15 protein-coding genes are annotated in these 20,361 nt (G+C 66.6%); 10 read left to right on the top strand and 5 right to left on the bottom strand.

The window, feature by feature from the left end:
- Nucleotides 1-93 precede the first annotated feature (93 nt).
- The 5 genes from K4043_RS04145 (at nucleotide 94) to K4043_RS04125 (ending at nucleotide 8,114) form a co-directional block, all read left to right on the top strand.
- The gene (locus K4043_RS04145; protein WP_123729646.1) at nucleotides 94-816 is read left to right on the top strand and encodes a DUF3011 domain-containing protein; all 723 of its coding nucleotides are present in this window, start codon (nucleotides 94-96) and stop codon (nucleotides 814-816) included.
- A 43-nt stretch (nucleotides 817-859) separates the two neighbouring features.
- Entirely contained in the window at nucleotides 860-1,921 is a 1,062-nt protein-coding gene (mtnA, locus tag K4043_RS04140) for an S-methyl-5-thioribose-1-phosphate isomerase (protein ID WP_265308306.1), read from the top strand.
- 247 nt (nucleotides 1,922-2,168) lie between these two features.
- Nucleotides 2,169-4,868 carry a DNA gyrase subunit A gene (gene gyrA / locus K4043_RS04135; RefSeq protein ID WP_265308305.1) on the top strand — a complete coding sequence of 900 codons (2,700 nt, stop codon included), beginning with the start codon at nucleotides 2,169-2,171 and terminating at the stop codon, nucleotides 4,866-4,868.
- A 146-nt stretch (nucleotides 4,869-5,014) separates the two neighbouring features.
- On the top strand, nucleotides 5,015-7,507 hold the full coding sequence (locus tag K4043_RS04130; protein ID WP_265308304.1) for a membrane-bound PQQ-dependent dehydrogenase, glucose/quinate/shikimate family: 2,493 nt from the start codon (nucleotides 5,015-5,017) through the stop codon (nucleotides 7,505-7,507).
- A gap of 157 nt (nucleotides 7,508-7,664) precedes the next feature.
- On the top strand, nucleotides 7,665-8,114 hold the full coding sequence (locus K4043_RS04125) for a transposase (RefSeq protein ID WP_265308303.1): 450 nt from the start codon (nucleotides 7,665-7,667) through the stop codon (nucleotides 8,112-8,114).
- 1 nt (nucleotide 8,115) lies between these two features.
- Here K4043_RS04125 and K4043_RS04120 read toward each other — a convergent pair whose 3' ends face one another.
- Together K4043_RS04120 and K4043_RS04115 are read right to left on the bottom strand one after the other, a co-directional pair.
- Nucleotides 8,116-8,508, bottom strand: a complete 393-nt coding sequence (locus K4043_RS04120) for a DUF3037 domain-containing protein (RefSeq protein ID WP_265308302.1) — start codon at nucleotides 8,506-8,508, stop codon at nucleotides 8,116-8,118.
- Complete coding sequence (locus K4043_RS04115) at nucleotides 8,486-9,262, bottom strand: HipA family kinase (RefSeq protein ID WP_321160131.1); 777 nt, start codon at nucleotides 9,260-9,262, stop codon at nucleotides 8,486-8,488. The genes K4043_RS04120 and K4043_RS04115 overlap by 23 nt, the downstream gene beginning before the upstream one ends.
- 235 nt (nucleotides 9,263-9,497) lie before the next feature.
- Between K4043_RS04115 and K4043_RS04110 the strand changes: the two genes are divergently transcribed.
- From K4043_RS04110 to K4043_RS04095, 4 genes are all read left to right on the top strand, one after another.
- Nucleotides 9,498-11,906: a prolyl oligopeptidase family serine peptidase gene (locus K4043_RS04110; protein WP_265308547.1), complete on the top strand. Its 2,409-nt coding sequence runs from the start codon at nucleotides 9,498-9,500 to the stop codon at nucleotides 11,904-11,906.
- Between the two features lie 135 nt (nucleotides 11,907-12,041).
- Nucleotides 12,042-12,488, top strand: coding sequence for a hypothetical protein (locus K4043_RS04105; RefSeq protein WP_265308300.1), 447 nt, complete (start codon nucleotides 12,042-12,044; stop codon nucleotides 12,486-12,488).
- A gap of 95 nt (nucleotides 12,489-12,583) precedes the next feature.
- A complete protein-coding gene (locus K4043_RS04100; protein WP_265308299.1) occupies nucleotides 12,584-14,881 on the top strand; it encodes a patatin-like phospholipase family protein in 2,298 nt (765 codons plus the stop codon).
- A 48-nt stretch (nucleotides 14,882-14,929) separates the two neighbouring features.
- Complete coding sequence (locus tag K4043_RS04095; RefSeq protein WP_265308298.1) at nucleotides 14,930-15,262, top strand: hypothetical protein; 333 nt, start codon at nucleotides 14,930-14,932, stop codon at nucleotides 15,260-15,262.
- 88 nt (nucleotides 15,263-15,350) lie between these two features.
- On the opposite strand, the gene K4043_RS04090 is transcribed toward K4043_RS04095, so the two are convergent.
- Complete coding sequence (locus K4043_RS04090; protein ID WP_265308297.1) at nucleotides 15,351-15,473, bottom strand: hypothetical protein; 123 nt, start codon at nucleotides 15,471-15,473, stop codon at nucleotides 15,351-15,353.
- 105 nt (nucleotides 15,474-15,578) lie between these two features.
- On the opposite strand from K4043_RS04090, the gene K4043_RS04085 reads away from it, so the two are divergent.
- Complete coding sequence (locus tag K4043_RS04085; protein ID WP_265308296.1) at nucleotides 15,579-16,364, top strand: SGNH/GDSL hydrolase family protein; 786 nt, start codon at nucleotides 15,579-15,581, stop codon at nucleotides 16,362-16,364.
- A gap of 42 nt (nucleotides 16,365-16,406) precedes the next feature.
- On the opposite strand, the gene K4043_RS04080 is transcribed toward K4043_RS04085, so the two are convergent.
- Both K4043_RS04080 and K4043_RS04075 read right to left on the bottom strand, forming a co-directional pair.
- Complete coding sequence (locus K4043_RS04080; RefSeq protein WP_265308295.1) at nucleotides 16,407-18,539, bottom strand: TonB-dependent receptor; 2,133 nt, start codon at nucleotides 18,537-18,539, stop codon at nucleotides 16,407-16,409.
- A gap of 272 nt (nucleotides 18,540-18,811) precedes the next feature.
- Nucleotides 18,812-20,245 (bottom strand): serine hydrolase domain-containing protein, encoded by a 1,434-nt coding sequence (locus tag K4043_RS04075; protein WP_265308294.1) that lies wholly within the window; start codon nucleotides 20,243-20,245, stop codon nucleotides 18,812-18,814.
- Between the last annotated feature and the right edge of the window lie 116 nt (nucleotides 20,246-20,361).

Below are 20,361 nucleotides of genomic sequence, written 5' to 3'. Positions count from 1 at the left end.
CGCGTCTTGCACGGGCTGCATGATGATGCTCTGATCACACGGGATGTCCGAAGGTGATCGTGTGATCGTTCAAGCGTGGCGGGGATCGTGTTGATGAAGCTGTTGGTAGGCGCGGGCATGCCCCTGTGGCCGGTATTGCTGTGGACTGCGCTGCTGCCGGAGACGGCGCTCGCGCAGACGGGCGGCTACGCCGGCGAAGTGGTGCGCTGCGAATCACGCGACATGGAGTGGGTGCACTGCGACATCCCCACCGAACGCGGCGTCGATCTGATCCGACAGCTGTCCGACAACAGCTGTGTGCGGGGTTCGGAGTGGGGCACGGACCGTTCCGGTATCTGGGTCACGCTGGGCTGCCGCGCCGAGTTCCGGGCGCGTAGCGCCGTTGCCGCCACCCGCGCCGATGGCGAGCGTCGCACGCGCCGGGTCGTGCGCTGCGAATCCAGTGGTCGCCCGCAGAGTTGCCCGGTCGTGCTGCAGGGCGCGCCGGTCCGCCTGCTGCGCCAGCTGACGTCATTGCCGTGCCGCGAAGGCCACAGCTGGGGCTATCGGCGCAACGAGATCTGGGTGACCCGCGGCTGCCAGGGCGAGTTCGAGGTCGGTGCCGCCGATGGCAGCGGCTTCCTCAACGTGCCGCGCATTCTCGTCTGCGAATCCAAATCCCGTCAGCGCCGCTTCTGTGGTGCGGGAATCACCCACGGTGTCACGCTCAACAAGCAACTGTCGGGTACGCCCTGCGAGCAGGGCAGCAGCTGGGGCTGGGACAGTCGCGGGGTCTGGGTGGACAAGGGCTGCCGGGCCGAGTTCGCGGTCAACTGAGCACGCGATTCCGCCCGCATCGGCGCGCCGCTACAATGGCCCGATGAACGCATCCACCGACATCGATTACGCCCGTTACGACCATATCCGCCCGATCCTGTGGACCGGCGAGAGCCTGCAACTGCTCGACCAGCGCAAACTGCCGTTCATTGTCGAGCACGTGGAGTGCCGCGAAAGCGACGCCGTTGCGGAGGCCATCCACGCGCTGACCGTACGCGGCGCGCCAGCGATCGGCATTGCGGCCGCCTGGGGCGTGGTGCTGGCGGCCAACGAGGTGCAGGCCGATGATGGCGCCCAGGCGCTGCTGAAGCTGGAACCGGCGCTGCAGCGCCTCAATGCGTCCCGCCCGACCGCCGTGAATCTGGCCTGGGCGCTGGCCCGCATGCGCCGCGCGCTGGCCCCGGCCGGTGCCGACTGGCAGCAGGTGCTGGCCGCCGAGGCCCAGGCGATCGCCGAGGAGGACCTGGCCGCCAACCGTCACATGGGCGCGCTGGGCGCTGGCTTGATCGAGGCTGGCAGCGGCGTGCTGACCCATTGCAACACCGGCTCGCTGGCCACCGCCGGCTTCGGTACCGCGTTGGGCGTGATCCGTGCCGGCATGGCCCAGCACCGCATCGCCCGCGTGTTCGCCGGCGAGACCCGGCCCTGGCTGCAGGGCGCGCGCCTGACCGTGTGGGAGCTGCAGCAGGATGGCATCGATGCCACCCTGATCGCCGATTCCGCGGCCTCGCACCTGATGAAGACCGGCGCGGTGCAGTGGGTGATCGTCGGCGCCGACCGCATCTGCGCCAACGGGGATACCGCCAACAAGATCGGCACCTACCAGCTGGCGATCGCCGCCCGCCATCACGGCGTGAAGTTCATGGTGGTGGCGCCGTCCTCCACCGTGGACATGGACACCGCCGATGGCGACCAGATCGAGATCGAGCAGCGCGATCCCGGCGAGCTGTACGGGGTGGGCGGGACCCGCACCGTGGCCGAGGGCATCGCCGCCTGGAACCCGGTGTTCGATGTCACCCCGGGCAGCCTGATCGATGCCATCGTGACCGAGCGCGGGGTGATCCTGAACCCGACGGCGGCCAATATGCAGGCTGCATTCGGATAAGTCGCGGCACTAGCGCGTTGCGGCTGCCCCCTTGCCCAGGGGGCTCCCCGCTGGATACCTGCGGCCGTGCCGCCCGCTGGCCGGCAACGCTCCCGTAAGTTCCTGATTCTTGCCGGTAAAACCCCCGTAAAAGCGGGCGGAAAATGGCCCGCTGTGGTAGTATCCAACGGTTAATCGAGATTCCGGCGCAACTGCCCCGAAAGGGCGGTCGTGACGGACTGGACCGCTACCAGACAACGGAACCCGAATGGCAGAAACCGCCAAGGAAATCATCCAGGTCAACCTGGAAGACGAGATGCGCAAGAGTTACCTCGATTACGCGATGAGCGTGATCGTGGGGCGCGCACTCCCGGATGCGCGCGATGGCCTCAAGCCGGTGCATCGCCGCGTGCTGTTCGCGATGAGTGAGCTCAACGCGCACGCCAACAAGCCTTACTTCAAGTCGGCGCGTATCGTCGGTGACGTCATCGGTAAGTACCACCCGCATGGCGATCAGTCGGTGTACGACACGCTGGTGCGTCTGGCGCAGCCGTTCTCGCTGCGTTACATGCTGGTCGATGGCCAGGGTAACTTCGGTTCGGTCGACGGCGACTCCGCCGCTGCGATGCGATACACCGAAGCCCGCATGTCGCGGCTCACTCATGAGCTGATGGCGGACATCGAGAAGGAAACGGTCGATTTCCAGCCCAACTACGACGAAAAGGAACTGGAGCCGACGGTCATGCCGACCCGGTTCCCGAACCTGCTGGTCAATGGTTCGGCCGGTATCGCGGTGGGCATGGCGACCAATATCCCGCCGCACAACCTGACCGAATCGATCAACGCCTGCATCGCGCTGATCGACAATCCCGAGATCGACGTCGACGGCCTGATGGAGTTCATCCCGGGCCCGGACTTCCCGACCGCGGGCATCATCAACGGCACCGCCGGCATCGTTGCCGGGTACCGGACCGGTCGTGGCCGTGTGCGCATCCGCGCCAAGGCCGAGGTCGAAGTGGCTGACAACGGCCGCGAATCGATCATCGTCACCGAGATCCCGTACCAGGTGAACAAGGCCCGGTTGATCGAGAAGATCGCCGAGCTGGTCAAGGAAAAGAAGCTCGAAGGCATCAGTGAACTGCGCGATGAGTCCGACAAGGACGGCATGCGCATCTTCATCGAGATCAAGCGTGGCGAGTCGGCGGAAGTGGTGTTGAACAACCTCTACCAGCAGACCCAGATGGAGTCGGTGTTCGGCATCAACATGGTGGCGCTGGTGGATGGCCGCCCGCAGTTGATGAACCTCAAGCAGATGCTCGAGGCCTTCGTGCGCCACCGCCGCGAAGTGGTCACCCGCCGCACCGTGTTCGAGCTGCGCAAGGCGCGTGCCCGTGCGCACGTGCTGGAAGGCCTGACCGTCGCGCTGGCCAACATCGACGAGATGATCGAACTGATCAAGACCTCGCCGAACCCCACCGAAGCGCGCGAACGCATGCTCGCCCGCCTGTGGGAGCCGGGCCTGGTCGGCTCGATGCTGGGCGCCGCCGGTGCCGAAGCGTCGCGTCCGGATGATCTGCCCAAGGGTGTGGGCCTGCTCGAGGGTGGCTACCAGCTGACCGAGATCCAGGCGACCCAGATCCTGGAAATGCGCCTGCACCGCCTGACCGGGCTGGAGCAGGACCGCCTGACCGACGAGTACAAGCAGCTGCTGGAAGTGATCGCCGGGTTGATCGAAATCCTGGAAGATCCCGACCGTCTGCTGCAGGTCATCCGCGAAGAGCTGATCAACGTGCGCACCGAGTTCGGTGACGAACGCCGCACCGAGATCCGCCACAGCGAAGAAGACCTGGACATCCTCGACCTGATCGCCCCGGAAGACGTGGTGGTCACCCTGTCGCACGCCGGCTATGCCAAGCGCCAGCCGGTCAGTGCCTACCGGGCCCAGCGCCGCGGTGGCCGTGGCCGCAGCGCCGCGTCGACCAAGGAAGAGGATTTCATCGAACAGCTGTGGCTGGTCAACACGCACGACACGCTGCTGACCTTCACCAGCGCAGGCAAGGTGTTCTGGCTGCCGGTGCATCAGCTGCCGGAAGCCGGTTCCAACGCCCGTGGCCGCCCGATCATCAACTGGATTCCGCTGGAAACCGGTGAGCGGGTGCAGGCCGTGCTGCCGGTCCGTGAGTATGCCGAAGGCCAGTTCGTGTTCTTCGCCACCCGCAACGGTACCGTCAAGAAGACCCCGCTCAGCGAGTTCGCCTTCCGTCTGGCGCGCGGCAAGATCGCGATCAACCTCGATGAGGGTGACGCGCTGGTCGGCGTTGGCCTGACCGACGGTGAGCGCGACATCCTGCTGTTCGCCTCCAACGGCAAGACCGTGCGCTTCGGTGAGGACAAGGTCCGCTCGATGGGCCGTACCGCCACTGGCGTGCGCGGCATCAAGATGCCCAAGGGCGAGGAAGTGGTCAGTCTGATCGTGGCCGAGAGTGCGGGCGGCAGTGAAGACGAGAACGAGGACGAGAGCCAGGTCGATGAGACCGTGATCGACAGCGGCGATGCCGTGATCGAGAACGGGGCTGACGACGACAACGCGCTGTACATCCTGACCGCGACCGAGAACGGCTACGGCAAGCGCACCCCGTTGCCGGATTACCCGCGCAAGGGCCGCGGCACGCAGGGCGTGATCGGCATCCAGACCACCGAGCGCAACGGCAAGCTGGTGCGTGCGGTGCTGATGGGGCCGCGCGACGAAGTGCTGCTGATTTCCGATGGTGGCACCCTGGTGCGCACCCGTGGTTCGGAAATCTCGCGCGTCGGCCGCAACACCCAGGGTGTGACGCTGATCCGTCTGTCCAAGGAAGAGAAGCTCCAGGCGGTGGAACGCATGGATGCCTCGCTGGACGAGGGTGTGGAAGAAGAAACACTGGCGGCCGTCGAGGCCAGCCCGGTGGTGGCACCGCCGGAGGCGTAAGGCCTGCCAGTGGTAGTCACACGGAGAACGCCGGCACACGCCGGCGTTTTTCGTTGCAAAGAACGCGCAACGTTCACGACCCCGGTGGGATAAGGGCCGCGGGACCGGCAGCAACGTCGGCGATCTTCGCGCTTCAGGAGAGACCGATGTCCACCACGACGCAGACCCGCCACCCCCGCCATTGGCTGGTGGCTGTGCTGGCCATAGTCATTCTGTTGCTGGGCGTTGTGTTCACCGCAGGGGGCGCCTGGCTCGCCAGCCTCGGTGGTTCCTGGTACTACGTGCTGGCCGGTATCGGACTGCTTGTCTCGGGGGTACAGCTGTGGCGGGGCCGTTATAGCGGCGCACTGTGGTTCGCGCTGGTGTTCGTCGGCACGTTGTTGTGGACGTGGTGGGAGTCGGGCAGCAATTACTGGCGCTGGGTGCCGCGCCTGGGCCTGATCGTGGCCATCGGCTTCGTGCTGTCGCTGCTGTTGCCCACGCTGGATCGCCCGGTCTCGCGCAAGGTCTCGCGTGGCATCGCCGGCGTGCTGGCGCTGGTGTTCGTCGCCGCCTTCACCTTGGCGTTCGTGCCGCACGGCGTTACCACCGCCGAGGGCGCATTCCCCGAGCCGATGACCAGCACCGGCCTGGCCCCGACCGCCGATGCGCCGCTGCAGCCGGCCGATCGCCCGGTGGATGGCGATTGGGCCGCCTATGGCCGCAACAACGCGGCCACGCGGTTCTCGCCGCTGCAGCAGATCACCCCGGACAATGTGGGCACGCTGGAACAGGCCTGGCTGTTCCGGACCGGTGATCTGCCGGACAAGCGCTGGGGCGCGGAAACCACGCCGCTGAAAGTCGGCGACAGTCTGTACCTGTGCACCGCGCGCAACCAGCTGGTGGCGCTCAATGCCGCTGACGGTACCGAGCGCTGGCGCTACGACCCCAGGGTCAAGGACACCTCCATTCCATACACCGCGGCCTGCCGTGGGGTCTCCTATTACGAAGTACCCGCTACCGCCCAGGACACCGAGCTGAACGATGTCGCGGCCGATCTTGCCGTCCCCAATGGCGTGCCGGTGCTGACCCAGGTGCCGCGTGGGGCCTGCGCTGCCCGCATCATCGAAGGCACCCTGGATGGCCGCCTGATCGCGGTCGATGCCGCGACCGGCAAGCCGTGCCTCGGCTTCGGCAACAATGGCCAGGTCGACATCACCGTCGGCATGGGCGACAGTCCGGCCGGGTATGTCTCCATCACCTCGCCGCCGGCGATCGTGCAGGGCGTGATCGTGACCGGCCACCAGGTGCTGGATGGCCAGCGTCGCGATGCCCCCTCCGGCGTGATCCAGGCCTACGATGCCGTCACCGGCAAGCTGCGCTGGGCATGGGACATGGTCCGCCCCGATCGCAAGGGTGCACCGCCGGCGGGTGAGACCTATACCCGCGGCACCCCGAACATGTGGACCACCGCGACCGGTGACGACGAACTCGGCCTGGTCTACCTACCGATGGGCAACTCGGCCGGCGATTACTGGAGTGGTTCGCGCACCGAGAACGAAAACACGTACGCGACCTCATTGGTCGCCATTGACGTCACTACCGGCAAGCCGGCCTGGCACTTCCAGGCGGTGCGCAAGGATGTCTGGGATTACGACATGGGCTCGCAGGCGACGCTGATCGACTACCCGACCGCCGCCGGCAAGGTCCCGGCGCTGCTGCTGCCCACCAAGCAGGGCGACATGTACATCCTCGACCGCCGCACCGGCAAACTGCTGACCCCGGCCGAGGAACGCAAGGTGCCCACCGGTGGCGTCGAGCCGGAACAGCGGTCGCCGACCCAGCTGTTCTCGCTGTATCACACGCTGCGCAAGCCGGACCTCACCGAGCGCGACATGTGGGGCATGACGCCGATCGATCAGCTGGTCTGCCGCATCCAGTTCCGCAAGGCCAGCTATGAAGGCTTCTACACGCCGCCGACGGCGGACCGTCATTCCATCGAGTATCCCGGTTACAACGGCGGTTCGGACTGGGGCAGCGTCGCTGTTGATCCGCGCCGCGGCGTGATCGTGGCCAATTACAACGACATGCCCAACTACAACCGGCTGGTGCCGCGCGAGAAGGCGGACAAGCTGGGCTGGCTGCCGCGCGAGGACGTCAAAGCGGACAAGGGCGGCGCGGAAGGCGCGGGGGATCCGCAGGTGGGCACGCCGTATGCCATCGATGTAAACGCGGGGTGGCGCCTGCCGTTCACCAAGCTGCTGTGCAAGGAACCGCCCTATGGCGGCATTCGTGCCGTGGACCTGCGCACCGGCAGGACCCTGTGGGACCGTCCGTTCGGCAGCGCCCGCGGCAACGGCCCGTTCGGCATCCGCTCCGGCCTGCCGATCGAGATCGGCACGCCCAACAACGGTGGCTCGGTGGTCACCGCCAGCGGACTGATCTTCATTGCGGCGGCGACCGATGATCTGCTGCGCGCCATCGACCTGAAGACCGGCAAGGAACTGTGGCACGCCAAGCTTCCCGCGGGCGGCCAGGCCAACCCGATGATCTATGAGTTTGGCGGGCGCCAATACGTGGTCATCATGGCCGGCGGCCACCACTTCATGGAAACGCCGGCGGGTGATTACGTGATCGCCTACGCGCTGCCGAAGGGGTGAGGTGCAGGGCGGCGGTTCGCGTTGCCCAACGCCACCAGAGCAGCCGGTTCCTGTCCGGTGATGGATGGCATGCCTACAGCGCACCACGCATAACTCTTACAGGGGCAGGCGAAGTCTCCCTCTGAAACGGGTGGATATCCGTGGTCATGATGGCCGGATGCCCAGTTCCGCTGCTACACCCGGCCGGTGTGCGTTGCCACACGCCTGCTACGTCGTCATCTCGTTTTCCACCCGTCAATGCGCGCTGCTCGCCCATTCCGCCCATGCGCAGGAAGTCGTGCGGTGGCTACGCACCTCCGATGCTGAAAAGCGCACCGAATCACTGGCCTGGGTGGTCATGCCGGATTGCGTGCACTGGCTGTTCCGTCTGCGCGGACACCGGCTGTCGACGGTGATCCGAACGTTGAAGTCGCGCTCTGCGCGCGCGCTGCATGAACGCACTGCGAGCCGGGGGCGAATCTGGCAACCGGGTTACCACGATCAGCGGCCCTTGGACGAGCGTCAACTGCTCGCCTGCGCTACCTACATTCTGTCCACTCCCATGCGCGCGGGATTGGCCAGCGGTCTGCATGGCTACCCGTTCGCGTGGTGCCGCTGGCCGGTGTGAGCTAGCCCGGCACCCGCACCATCTTCCGCATCAGATGCTCCACCACACTGGACGGATCCGCGGTGCGCCCCACGTGCGTGCTCGACATCTGCACCACCGAACTGCGTTTTGCGGTGAGGAAGTGGAAGCGTGCGCGCGCCGGCAACTGCGCGATGGGGCCGGCGTTCGCGTCGCCTCGACAGATCGCCACGATGGCGTCCAGCCACGGCTGCAGGCCGTCGATATCCAGCGAAGGAGCGAAGGCATGCACCCGCTCCAGATCCAGCTCGATCGCCGCTTCCAGATGCTTGGCACCGGGGCAGGAGACGATGACGCCGACGTTGATGAACTCCTCGCGCTCGACGCGGGGCACCACGCGGATCACCGCATAGTCATACGTGTGCAGTGTGGGCACGGACGGCCTCCTGGACAAAGGCCACGCGAACGCGAAGGCGGTGCTGCAGGTAGTCGATATAGGCCTGGCGGTAGGCCGCCGGGCTGTCGAACACGGGTTCGTCCACCAGCCAGCTGTCCGGTACCAGGCCGACGATGCGCTCGATCTCCGCATCGGGCAGCATCACCGCAAGCTCGGCATCGACCTCGGCAATCTGCGTGGCGAACGGCAACAGCACATGATCGCGGATCAGCACGAACGGCTTCTTGCACGCCTCGCCAGCGCTGGCCCAATCGTGATGGAAGTACATCGCCGCACCATGGTCGATCAGGTACAGCTTGCGATGCCACACCATCAGATTCGGATTGCGCGCGGTGCGGTCGACGTTGCTGGTGAACGCATCGAACCATACGATCTTCGAGGCGAGTTCCGCTTCGGGCTGCATCGCGGCCGGGTCGTAGTTGATCGCGCCGGGCAGGTAATCGCTGCCCAGGTTCAGGCCTTCGCTGGCGCGGATCAGATCCTGGATTTCCGGGTCCGGCTCGGTCCGCGCGAACTCACGGTCCAGTTCGACGAACAGGATTTCCGGAATCGGCAGGCCGAGCGTCCGGGCGATTTCACCTGCGATCAGTTCGGCGATCAGGGCCTTGGGCCCCTGGCCGGCGCCGCGGAATTTGAGCACCACCATGCCGTCGTCGTCGGTCTCGACCACGGCGGGCAGGGAGCCGCCTTCGCGCAGCGGGGTGACATAACGGAGGGCGTGCACGGTTCGCACAGCGGCACCCGGAAGCAATGGAACGACAAGGGTACCGCACCGCGATACCGGTCTCGATGGCCGCCGGCCATTTCTTCTGGCCCATCTTCGGGTAGCACGGCAGTGTTAGATTCGAGACGTGCCGACCGACGACCCTGCCGTGCCGGCTCCCACCATATCCAAGGGGACACGCATGCTTGCTCGTACGTTCTGGTCCACGGCGTTCACCGTGACAGCCTTCGCCACGCTGGGCACGATGCCCGCCCATGCCAGTGGCTACGCCACACCACCGGAGAGCCTGCTCAAGGTGCTCAAGGCGCCGCCACCGCCGATACCCAGTGTCGACCCGACCGGCCAGCGCCTGCTGCTGACCACCACGCAGACCTATCCCTCGATCACCCGCGTTGCCCAGCCGTACCTGAAGCTGGCCGGTGTGCGCCTGGAGCCGAAGAACCGCAGCCGCCACGACACCCCGGGTGGTTACGGCATTCCACCGTGCGTCGGTGACTTCACCGTGGTGGAGACCCTCAGCGGCCGCTCTACCAAGGTGGCGCTGCCCAACGGGTGTGCCGGCATGGCGCAGTGGTCGGCCGACGGCCAGCGCTTCGCGTTCCAGAATGTGGTCGATGACAGCGTGCAGCTGTGGATCGGCGATGCGGTCACCGGTCAGGTCCGCCAGGTTCCCAACGTAGCGCTCAATCCGATCTTCGGCAGTACCGTGCAGTGGCTCGGTGGCAGCCAGCAGCTGCTGGTCAAGCTGGTTCCTGCCAGGCAGGGCCCGGCACCGTCTGCGGACGGTGCGATCGGCCCGGACATCCAGGAGTCGCTGGGAACTGCCGGTGAGAGCAGCACCTATGAGGCCCGCGATACGCTGACCAGTGCCTACGATGAAGCGCTGTTCGCTTATTATGGCCAGTCGCAGCTGGCGGTGGTGGATACGGCCTCCAACACGGTGCGCACCGTCGGCACACCGGCGCTGCTGGACAGCGTCGGGGCCGCACCGGATGGCGTGCATGTGCTCACCACGACGCTCAAGGCACCGTTCTCGCATGCGGTCACCTACCAGCGTTTCGCCAATGACGTGGCGGTACTGGATGTTTCCAGCGGCCGCAGCACGCCGATCGCCAGCCTGCCGCTGGCCGACCGCGTACCGGTGCATGGCGTGCCGGAGGGTCCACGTGATTTCGATTGGCGCGCCACCGATCCAGCCACGCTGGTGTATGCCGAAGCCTTGGACAAAGGCGATTGGAAAGTCACCGTCCCGCACCGCGACCGCGTGCTGATGCTCAAGGCCCCGTTCACCGCCAAGCCGACCGAGATCGCCCGCACTGCGCAGCGCTTCGAAGGCCTGGCCTGGACCGCGCAGCCGGACGTTGCTTTCCTTGATGAGAACGACGAGAACCGGCATTGGCGCCAGACCCGCATCGTCAACGTGGACAAGCCGAAGCAGGAAGGTCGCCTGCTGTGGGATCTTTCCAGCGATGAGCTCTACGAGGATCCAGGTAATTTCGTATACGAGCGCCTGCCCAACGGCGCCTACGTGGTGCGTCAGGAAGGCAACACGGTCTTCCTGCGCGGGCAGGGCGCTTCGCCGCAGGGCGACCGTCCGTTCCTGGATGCGCTCAGCCTCCGCAGCCTGAAAACGGAGCGTCTTTTCCGCAGCGATGCCGATGCCTACGAGCAGTTCATCGGCTTCAGCGCCATCCCGGGCCACCTCCTCACCTGGCACCAGTCGGTGACCGATGCGCCGAATGCGTTCGTGCGCCTGCTGGGCGAGGACGTCGCCGATGCCAAGCCGGGCGAAGCGCAGTTCCTGTCCAAGCCGGCCGCACTGACCCACCTGGTCGACCCCACCCCGGAAGTGCGCCAGATCAAGAAGCGCCTGGTCACCTACAAACGCGCCGACGGCGTGGACCTGTCGTTCACCCTCTACACCCCGCCGGGGTACAAGGAAGGCCAGCGCGTGCCGGCGATCCTGTACGCGTACCCGGCCGATTTTGCCAACGCGGCGCAGGCGGGGCAGGTGTCCGGTTCGCAGCAGACCTTCACCCGCCTGGCGCCGTACCGGCTGATGCTGCTGGCCGGTTACGCGATCATCGACAATGCCTCGTTCCCGATCGTCGGCGACCCGAAAACCGCCTACAACACGTATCTGGAACAGCTTGAGGCCGATGCGAAGGCCGCGGTGGACAAGGCTGTGGACCTGGGCGTGGTCGATCGCAACCGGATCGGTGTCACCGGTCACAGCCACGGTGGCCTGATGACCGCCAACCTGATCGCGCACACCGACCTGTTCAAGGCCGGTGTCGCCACCAGTGGGTCGTACAACAAGACCTTCACTCCGTTCGGCTTCCAGAACGAGCGCCGCTCGGTGTGGCAGGCACAGGACGTGTACCTGAAGGCCTCGCCGTTCTTCTATGCCGACAAGATCAAGCTGCCACTGCTGCTGGTCCACGGCGAGGATGACGCCAACCCGGGCACCGAGCCGTTCCAGTCGCGCAAGTTGTTCCAGGCGATCCGCGGCAATGGCGGCACCACCCGCCTGGTGATGCTGCCGCACGAACCGCACTGGTACACCGCGCTGGAATCCAATGAGCAGCTGGTGTCGGAAATGCTCACCTGGTTCGATACCTATGTGAAGAATGCGCCGCCGGCCAAGCACTGAGGCGGGACATCGGTAGCGCCGCTCATCAGTCAGCTGCGCTTCGCATCGGACACACGGCCGCCCGCAATGGGCGGCCGTGCTGCATTCCGGCCCGGTGATGGAATTACACTCGGGTCAGACCACAAGGACGCAGGCATGGATATCCATTCTTGGGGACCGGCGGGCAGCGGTGTCGTCGGCGGCATCATCGCCACATGGCTCGTCGCGTACTGGGCGAGGGGATTGCAGACGCAGTACCGTGGCTGGTCCCGGGCCGCGCTGCGGCGCCGTCACCGCACCACGATCCGGGTCGCCAACATCCTGCTCTTGGTGGGCCTGTTCAGTGGCTTGGCCCTGTACCTGGTGGGCGGAGTTGCCAGCAACGATCACCGGCCGGCATTCCTCTGCTTTGGCCTTTCCTCGCTGTTGCCCCTGCTGGCGTTGATCGTCATTCCGTTCCTGACCGGCCGAAGCATGCGGGAAGCGTTCGTCGCCTTCGCGCTTGGCCAAGGGGCGCCGGTATGGGCCACCTATCCGCCGCTGGCTGGCGGCCTGGTCTGTCTGGTCGTGGCACTGGTGGGCTTTCTTTCCAGTGGCAGTTGAAACGCCGGCCCCATGCCCGACGGGTGGACCTCGCCGGTCCCGGCAGGCAAAGTGCGCTTCAAGGGGATGACGGGTATCGGGGAATGAGGGATCGAATGCGGCAGACACAACCACACGCCACCGGCAGGGCCACGCGACGTGGCTGCAGCCGCTGGCTGTTCGTCCTGGCAGCGCTGGCGTGCGCCCCGCTCATGGCGGTGGCGCAGACCGCTCCCACACCCGTTGATTCGGCAACGCAGGATCCCGACCGCCCCCGCACCTGCCTGGTCCTTGGCGGTGGCGGTGCCCGCGGCGCGGCCCATATCGGCGTGCTCAAGGTGCTCGAGCGCGAGCGCGTGCCGATCGATTGCATCGTCGGCACTTCAATGGGCGCGGTGGTCGGCGGCTTGTATGCCTCTGGCTACACGGCCGACGAGATCGAGGCGGTGCTGGACCGGATTGACTGGGCCGAGGTGCTGCGCGACAAACCGCCACGCGATGAGCGCAGCATGCGCCGCAAGGAAGATGACCTGCGCCTGCTGGGCGGCGTCGAAGTCGGCCTGAGCAACGGCAAGATCGCGTTCCCGCAGGGGCTGATCCAGGGCCAGAAGCTGGAGATGCTGCTGCGCCGCCTGCTGCTGCCGACCTGGCAGGTAAACGACTTCGATCATCTGCCGATTCCGTTCCGGGCCATCGCTACCGATATCGTCAGCGGCGAGAAGGTGGTGTTCGCGCAGGGCGATCTGGCGTTGGCCATCCGCGCGAGCATGTCGGTGCCGGGCGTGTTCGCGCCGGTCCGCTATGAAGACCATCTGCTGGTCGATGGCGGTGTGGTCGACAACGTGCCGATTGATGAGGCGCGGCGGCTGGGAGCGCAGCGGTTGATCGTGTCGCGGGTCGGCTCGCCGTTGATGACCGAAGCGCAGCTGGATTCACCGTTGGCGATCAGCCACCAGATGGCCAGCGTGCTGATGCAGCGCGAAGTACTCGCGCAGTTGGCCACGCTCGGCTCGCAGGATCTGCTGATCACACCGCCGTTGGGCGAGATGGGCAGCCAGGACTTCAACCGCTCACCACAGGCGGTCGGCGTCGGTGAGCAGGCCGCGCAGGCCGAGGTCGCGGCGGTTCGTCGCTTCCAGGTGGATGATACTCGCTACGCCGCCTTCCAGCGTCAGCATCGCCCGCCGGCGTATGACGTGCCGATCGTGGCCTTCATCGATGTGCTGCGCGATAAAACGCGTACCGCACGCTACATCGAGCAGCGCCTGCAGCCGGAGGTCGGTCAACCGCTGGCGCCGGACCGCGTGGAGCAGAAGGTCGCCACGGCGTACGGCGAAGGCCGCTACCAGCAGGTGCAGTGGCGGTTGGAGGTGCGGGACGGTCAGCAGGGCCTGGTGCTCGCACCGCAGGACAAACGCTGGGGACCGGATTTTCTGCACTTCGCGCTGCGCCTGTCCGATGATTTCGACGGCAGCAGCAACTACCAGCTCATCACGGAGCTGACCCGCACCGGCCTCAGCGAGCAGGGCGCGGAGCTGAAACTGCGCGTGGGGCTGGGCGAAGTGGAAGAGGCGTTCGCCGAGTACTACCGGCCGTTCGGCAGCAGTGGCCGGCATGCATTGTCGACCTATGCCAAATACCGCGCCACCGATCTGGACCTGGCGCTGATGCGCGGCGGCGCACTCGCCGAGTTCCGTTACAGCCAGTGGCTGGGTGGACTGCGCTGGGCGTATTCGCCACATCCGGACTGGGAAATCGCGCTGTTCGGCGAGCGGGGCCGTGAGCGCCTGCGCCTGGACGTCGGCAACCCCACCGAGCTGGGCAATTACCGCGCGGACATGGGCAGCGTCGGCTGGCAGCTACGCCACGATTCGATCGACAGCTCGGCCTTCCCCAGTCGCGGCCAGCGCGTGTCACTGACGCGCCAGCACTATCTCGATGCGCTCGGCACCGACAATTCGGCGGCGGTGACGCGGGTGCAGTGGGATGGGGCATGGGCACACGGCCAGAACCGCTGGCTGGGTGGGCTGCGTGCGTCCTCCGCGCACGGCGGCGATGATCTGCTGGCCACCTACGGCTTCCTGGGCGGGCTGGGCAATCTGTCCGGCTATCCGGAAGAATCCATCTTCGCGCCGCAGACCGCGCTGGCCCGGGTGGTGTATTACCGTCGCGTCGCGCACGCCGATTCGCTGCTGACCATCCCGCTGTACGTCGGCGGCAGTGTGGAGTGGGGCGGATTCTGGCAGCGCCGCGAGGATGTCAGCCTTGATGGCATGCAGACCGCAGGCAGCCTGTTCGTCGGCGCCGATACGTTCCTGGGGCCGGTGTTCCTCGGCTACGGCCGCGCGCAGGGTGGGCACAACTCGTTCTATCTGACCTTTGGCTCACTGCTGCGGACGCTGGATGGGTTCTGATGGGCTCTGCGCTTTATGCTGTGCAGCCATGGTGTTGATGTGATGCCGATGAAATCGATGTTCCTGGCTGTGGTGCTCCTGCTGTCTGCCGGCCACGTGCATGCCGCTGATGCACCGTCGCTGCCCGCAGCGTGGACGCAGATCGGCATTACCGTGGGGATGCCGTACGCGCAGGCCAAGGCGCTGCTCATCCAGGCCGGATGGCTCGCATCCGCGCCCGACAACGAGGGCACGTCCGTCTTTGCGGCACATCCCGAAGTGGATTGCGGGCAGGGCTGGGACGCGATCTGCTCGGCAGGCTTCCATCGCGGAAACGAGGCTTACGGGTTGGTGCTCACACCGACCGATGACGACAAACTGCTGGTGCAAGGCGTCTTCTGAAAGGAGCTGATACGGATGTCAGACCGCACCGTGGTGGTATTTGATTTCGACTTGACGCTGACCCGCTGGGAAACGGCAAGCCGGTTCTTCAAAGGTCTGCTGCACCGCCAACCGTGGCGGAGAACGACTGCGCCACCATCTTGCCCAGGGCGACGAGGTTGTCATCGCCACCGGCTGCTGGGAGCCGCTGGCGCAGGCGCCGCTTGAGCACCACGGTCACCGCGTGGCGACGTTCTCTTCCGCGTCGCGCTGCAGCTTGAATCGCTGGTGGCGGATCGCTGAGACTGCTGGCTTGCCCTTACTGGAGCGCCGCATCATGCCAGCCTTGACCCGTCCCTTCGCCCTTGCCGCCGGCCTGGTGCTGTGCGCGCTTCACCCATTTGCCCAGGCGCAGGATGGCCCTGCAGTCAATCCGCTGTATCTGGTGCCTGCCGACAAGGCGACGCCCGCGCAGATCACGGAGATGCAGCAGCGCCTGCTGGACTGGCCACAGCTGCAGCGCTACCGCGCCGAGAACGCCGCGCTGGCACCCGTTGCGCCCGGGACCAAGCGCGTGGTGTTCTACGGCGACTCGATCACCGAGGGCTGGGGACCGACCGGCAGTGATCGTTTCTTCCCGGGCAAGCCCTACGTCAACCGCGGTATTTCCGGGCAGACCACGGCGCAGATGCTGGTGCGCTTCCAGCAGGACGTCATCGCGCTGAAACCGGCGCTGGTGGTGATCCTCGCCGGCACCAACGATATCGCCGGCAATACCGGGCCAACCACGCAGGCGATGATCGAAGACAACCTGCACGCGATGGTGGAACTGGCGCAGGCGCACAACATCCGCATCGTGCTCGCCTCGGTGCTGCCGGTCAGCGATTACCCGTGGCAGCCGGGCGTGCAGCCCGCCGGCAAAGTGACCGCGCTCAACAAGGCCCTGCGCGCGTATGCGGAGCAACAGGGCGTGGTCTATCTGGACTACCACACGGCCCTGACCAACAAGGACGGCGGCCTGGATCCCGAGTTGGCCAGCGATGGCGTGCATCCCACGCCGGCCGGGTACGCGAAGATGGTGCCGCTGGCCGAGGCTGCCGTCACCAAGGCACTGGCGCGCTGAGACTGGGTTCCAGCCGGCTGGCCCAACCAGGGCGCAACGACGTCAGTCGAAGCGCCAGCGCACCCCGGCATACACACCACGCCCATCACCCGGCGTCGAACGGGCCACATCCCGGCCTGCGTCGTCGTAGCCCGGGGTGACCGTGGCGGCGTAGTGGCGGTCGCTCAGGTTGCGTAGTTCCGCCCAGGCCTGCCAGCGGCCACCGGGGGCGTCGTAGCCGATGCGGGTGCCGAAGATCACGTGGCTGTCGGCGGCCATGCTGTTGGCATAGTCGACGAACATTTTCGACGCGTACTCGGTGTTGAGGCCGGCGTAGAAGCCGGCCGGGTGGTCGTAGCGCAGTTCGGCCTGGTAGTAGTGGCGCGGCAGGCCGGGCAGGCGATTGCTGCCGAAGCGCGCATCATCGCGGTAGCGGAAGTCGCTGAAGGTGTAGGCCTGGCGCAATGACAGCCGCCCGCCGACGCCCTGCCACAGCGCACTGTCCAGACCAGCTTCGATGCCGCGGTGCACGGTCGGGCTGGCGTTGGATTCGGCGATGAACAGGTTCGGCACCGGTTGCACTTCCACGGTGAGCAGTTCGTGGTTGAGGCGCGCGTAATAGCCGGTCAGCTCCCAGCGGCCGAGTGCGCTGTCGCCGCGCGCACCCAGTTCCAGCGTGGTCGCGGTCTGGTTATCGAGCTGCACCGGCGCGCGCTGGCGGCCGGTCGAGGCGCCATTGCCGGCGGCGAAGTACTGGTTGGAACCCCAGATCATCGACCACGGGTGCGCCGGTTCCACCGAGCGGCTCAGGTTGCCGAACCACTGCGTCTGCGGCGTCTGCTGCCAGGTGAAGCCCAGCCGCGGCGCGTAATCCCACTGGCGCTCGGACAGCTTCTCCGGCGTCGCTGGCCAGGTGACCTGCACATCGCGGCGGGTGTGGATCAACGCCAGCCCGGTCTGCAGGCGCAGCGTCTCGCTCAGCGCCAGATCATTGCCGACGTGGAGCACGCTGTCGGTGCCGTAATGCTCAAAGTCGCGGGTGTGCGTGCCGGCCGCATACCCGTTGCTGGAAAAGCGCAGGGTCTCGCGCACGTTGGCATCCAGATCGTGGGTGATGCGCAGGCCGATCGTGGTCACGCTGTCATGCCCGAACAGCGCGTGCCGGCGGCGGTAGTCGAGCGTGCCGTTGAGGTTGGCGTAGTCCAGCTGCTGGCGGTACAGGCTCTCGTTCAAGTCCATCGGGTACGTGTGATACACGAGGCCGGCCTGCAGCGACGAGTCTTCATCGATCGTGTAGGTGGTGGTGTTGCCGACCCAGATGGTGCCCGGCTGCGGGCGGCGCGCGTCGATCGCCAGGTTGGCCGGATTGGCTGCGCGGGGATCGTTGCGGATCTGCGCGCGGGTCAGGCGCCCCGGGGTTTCGTGATCGGTTTCGCGGTAGCGCAGGAAGAAGCGCGTTTCGAGATCCGGGGTGAGCTGCCAGCCGAGGTTGGCCACCGCACCTTTGCCCTTGCCGGCCGCGTGCTGCTGATAGCCGTCGTACTCGGTATCGGTGTAGGCCAGGAAATAGTCGACAGCGTCGTGCACGCCGCCGACGCTGATGCCTCGCTTCTGGTACCCGCGTGCGCCGGCTTCGTAGTGCAGCTCCAGCCCCGGCGTATCGCGGCCGCCGCGGGTGATGTAATTGATCGCACCGCCCAAGGCCAGCGCGCCGCGCTCGAACCCGTTGGCACCGCGCAGGACCTCCACGCGGCTCAGCCACAGCGGTTCCAGCAGCTCGTAGGGCGTGCCACCCGGGCCGGTCAGCGGCAAGCCATCCAGCGAGACCGACAGGCCGGAGGCATGCGCACCCGGCGCGCGGTTGAGGCCCGAGCCGCGGATGGAGACCTTGACGCCTTCATTGCCGGCGCTCTGCGCGCTGATACCGGGCTGATAGGCCAGCACATCGGCCGTGCCGGCGACGCGGCCCTGGCCGACCTGCGTCATATCGACAACGTTACCTGCGCCGGGGACCCGGTCGAGTGCGCGGCGCGCAGCCTCGGTGGCATCGGCGGCGGTGACGTTGACCGCGTCCAGGGTGACCGCCTGACCGGCGGGCGCGGCATGGGCGGTGTCGGAGGCGGCAAGGCTCGCCAGCAGGGCGGCGGTGAGCAGGGACAGGGCAGGGGCGGTGGAGCGATTCGGGGGGGTAGTCATTCGTGCGCGGTATCAGTGCCGACAGCGCCCACGTCGCCGTGGCACCCTGTCAACTTAATGTGGGGCGCGCAAGTTAACAGGATGTTGCGTGTTCGTCACCCTTGTGGGGCGTATGGGTGACGAACGCCGACGGCGGGATGTCCGTAGTGCCGGCCGCTGGCCGGCTCGCCAGGATCTACGCGATCCCGTCGCGTGAGAACCATGATTGCCTGGCTGCCGGCCAGCGGCCGGCACTACGTGTTATTTCGGTGGCTGCCGGCCAGCGGCCGGCATTACCGGGCCGCTGCCAGCGCCTTCGACTTGGCGTACAGCCGTTCGGCCTGCTTCGCGTCGCCCAAGGCGGCATACGTTTCTGCCAGGCTGTCCCAGGCATTGGCCGAGCGCGGGAACAGCGTCGCGTTGAAGGCGAACAGCGGCAGCGCGGTGGCATGGCCCAGGTTCTCGGCCACCGCGTAGCCCACGCGGTTGATGTCCTGCTCCAGCATCGGCTGATCACCGCGCCCGGTAGTGATGAGCCACTGTCGCAACGCGGTTGTGCGTGCGGCCGTCTGGGGCTCCAACGCGTAGGTGATCAGCGTTTCCGACAGGGCCTCCCGAGGGAACTGCATCGGGGCCACCACCGCCATGGTGCTGTCCACCAGCGTGCGCGACCACACATTCTTCGCACTGCCGTTGGTGAGGTAGATGAAGCTGTAGGTATCCCCGCCCAAGCCGTCCATGAAGGCTATCCGCGCCCGTACCCGCGTGCCACCGTCATGCCCCACGAAGCGGTAGTCGCCGCTTTCTTCGAATTCCCAACCCGTGGAGAAGCCGCTGCGTTGTCCGCTGCTCAGCAGCTGTGGCTGCCACAGCTGCTGCAGCGTGGCACGACCCACCAGCTCACCACGGGTCAGGGCCAGCAGGAAGCGGTCCAGATCACCGACGGTGGTATGCAGCGCGGCATGCCCGTAGGCATAGGATGGCCAGGCGATGTCGTCTTCGCGCTGCAGGGCGCCCTGCTTGCCGATGTAGGCGATGGCGATCTCGTGGCGCGCATCCGTCGCCGGGCCAAGCGAGGTATGCGTCATCGACAGCGGTCGCAGCACGCGGTCTCGGACGATCTGCGCATAGGGCTGCTGGTATTGCGCTTCCAACAGCGCGGTGAGGACCAGATAGTTGGTCTGCGTGTACCGGTTGGCGGTACCCGGCGTGAACTGGAGCGGCGCCCCGGCAAGTTCCTTGAACACCTCTGCCGGCGTGGCCTGGAAGCGGCGGTTGCCCTGCGAGGTGATCACCTCACCATCCCGATACTGGAAGTACTCGGGAACGCCGGACGCATGGTTGAGGAACTGCCGCACGGTGATCGCCTGCCAGGCCTCGGGCAGATCGGGAAGATAGCGGCTGGCCGGTGCATCCAGCTCGACCCTGCCGGCCTCCACCCGTTGCATGACCAGAGCGCTGACCAGCAGTTTGGCCAGGGAGTAAGCATTGAACACCGTTTCGGCGGTCACCGCCCGATGCGTGGTGACGTCGGCCTCTCCGGCGACGGCCTGCGCGAGAAGCGCGCCGTTGTGCCGTATCAGCACCGACTGCCCGGCGATGCCATAGCGCTCCGCGTTGGCATGGAGCTGCCGGGAGATCCGAGCGTCGAGGTCATCGGCACGAGTGGCGCCGGACGGCGTCGATACCGCGAGCAGCAGGACCGCGACAAAGGCGAAACGACGCATTGCGGGCATCCTCGTGGGTGAGCCCGCACAGTAGGAAGCGCTGGCACCCCGGTCAATGCGGCGGAAGTCACCCCCGGTCGTGAAAGGCCCCGACCGTCGGCCGGGGCCCACCCGCA

Source organism: Stenotrophomonas sp. SRS1 (genome assembly GCF_026130205.1).
Lineage (GTDB): Bacteria > Pseudomonadota > Gammaproteobacteria > Xanthomonadales > Xanthomonadaceae > Stenotrophomonas > Stenotrophomonas rhizophila_B.
The sequence above is the reverse complement of the archived record's forward strand: the minus strand, read 5'-3'. Positions and strand labels throughout refer to the sequence as shown.